The organism is Thermus sp. (assembly GCF_056332225.1).
The window spans coordinates 1-1,907 of record NZ_JBWGQW010000110.1 but is presented as its reverse complement, the minus strand read 5'-3'; the positions used below and the strand labels follow the sequence as shown (position 1 = coordinate 1,907).

1 protein-coding gene and 2 pseudogenes are annotated in these 1,907 nt (G+C 70.9%); 1 reads left to right on the top strand and 2 read right to left on the bottom strand.

The genetic code is table 11. The annotated features are described in order from the left end of the window. Nucleotides 1–390: pseudogene (locus tag AC01Y6_RS10280) on the top strand (UvrD-helicase domain-containing protein); the annotation flags it as partial. A gap of 433 nt (nt 391–823) precedes the next feature. On the opposite strand, the gene AC01Y6_RS10275 reads toward AC01Y6_RS10280, so the two are convergent. Next, nucleotides 824–1,447 (bottom strand): hypothetical protein, encoded by a 624-nt coding sequence (locus AC01Y6_RS10275; RefSeq protein WP_476671418.1) that lies wholly within the window; start codon nt 1,445–1,447, stop codon nt 824–826. A gap of 313 nt (nt 1,448–1,760) precedes the next feature. After that, nucleotides 1,761–1,907, bottom strand: a pseudogene (locus tag AC01Y6_RS10270) (transposase); the annotation flags it as partial.

The window sequence follows — 1,907 nt, the reverse complement described above, 5'->3', positions numbered from 1 at the left end:
GACCGGGTGGTCCTCTGGGACGACTTCTTCCCCTGGTGGGAGGAGGAGACGGCGGCCCGGGTGAACTGGGGCTCGGACCCGGCCCACCTGGAGGAGGAAAACCTGCTCTACGTGGCGGCCACCCGGGCGAGGAAGCACCTCTCCCTCGGGCGGGTGGGGGCCCTCCTGGAGGCGGTGGAGCGGATGGGGGTGTACCGGGTGGCGGAGGAGGCCACCCGGGCCTACCTCCTCCTCTCGGCGGAGGTGCTGCGGGGGGTAGCCACGGACCCCCGGGTGCCGGCGGAGCACCGGGTGCGGGCCCTCAAGGCCCTGGGCTACCTGGAGCGGGGAGAGGAGGCTCTTGGCTCGGTGGGGCAGCGTGGGGCCTGGGGCCGAGGCTTCTCGTCTTAGGTACAAGGCCTTTTCCTGGTCCTCCCCTTGTACCTAAGACGGTCCCCCATTCCCCGCGCGGGGAACCCGTCTTAGGGTGCCCGCTTCGCTCCTTGGGGCTTCCCTCAGCGCGGCCCGGGCGTCTGCTTCCCTCGCCAAGGTGAGCGGCCGGGTCAAGGCGGACGAAGGGAAGAACCCTCCTGTGCTCGTGTGGAGAGTGGTCCCGGCGGTCGCGCCAGGCGGGCTCTTGGAACGCCAGGCGTTGGGATCCCTTCTTAGGTACACCTTTGCCCCGTGGCGCCGGTCATGGACCTAAGACGCCGGGGCGCCCGGGCGCAGGCCCCGACCGGGCCATCGGGGCGAGCGGGGCCTTCCCCGCCCGGGGAAAGGGTCAGGCAGGACCCCTGGGCGGGGGCGCTTCCTCGGGCGCCGAGCCGCCTCTCCTCTCCACGCCCTAGCCGTCCAGGTACCACGGCACCTTCTTCTTGGGCTGGGCCTCCTTGGCCTTGGCCTCCCCCACCTTCTTGCCCAGCTTCTCCAGCTCCCGCTCCCCCCTGGGGGTGCCCCGGAGGAGGAGGGGCACCTTGAGGCGCTCCAGGACGTCGGTGTCCTGCTCCGCCACCTCTTGGATGGAGCCGAAGACCACCAGGCGGGTCTGGGCCACCTCCTCCTTCACCTCCTCCAGCTCCCGGCTCAGGTGCTTGGCCAGGGCCAGGATGGGGTCCAGGGCCTCGGAGCGGCCCAGGAGCACCTCCAGGACCCCCTCCACCCGGCGCAGGGCCTCCTCCAGGGCGGCGAGGCGGCCCTCCAGCCCCTCCAGCCGGGCCACGGACACCAGCTCCGCCTCCCCCTTCACCGCCTCCAGGGCCACCCGGTAGGAGGGGGCCTGCCCCGACCGGACCAGGGAGCGGGCCTTCAGCAGGCGGGAGGCCTCGGCCATGGTGATCACCCGGCGCCCCTCCCGGCGGGGCAGGGGGCCGAAGACCTCCTCGTAGGTCTTGAGGAGCTCCGCCACCGCCCGGCGGGACACCCCCAGCATGCCCGCCAACTCCGACCACGTGAGGGGTTTGGGTCCCATAGGGGTAGTGTAGCCCCGGTGAAGGGCGGAGGGAAGGCCAGGACGGGAGCCCGGTTTCTCATCGGTTCACCTTCACCGAGAGGAACGCTTTACGGGAAGGGTGAGATGGCCTGCACTACCCCCTGCACGTGCAGGGTGAACCGCCTCCCTTCACCGGCCCAATGACCTACTGGAGGGATATCTGGCTGGTGGGGGGGTGCACTTCATTCATAACCTCATTACGGGGAGAGACCCCTTTTCCCCGGCTCCTTCGGTCCCCTGGTCCCGGTGTACCGGGCGGCGCACCTCCCCCTTCCCAGGAGGGGGCGGGACCTCAAAACTTGCACCTCCCGCATACCCCGCATAAACCTTCACCCCCTCCCCCCGGGGGCCACAGACCCAGGGCATGGAGCTCCCGCAGGATGACCCGCTCCACGAGCTCGGGCAAGAGAACCCGGGCCGCCCGCTCTCTAGCCTCCCG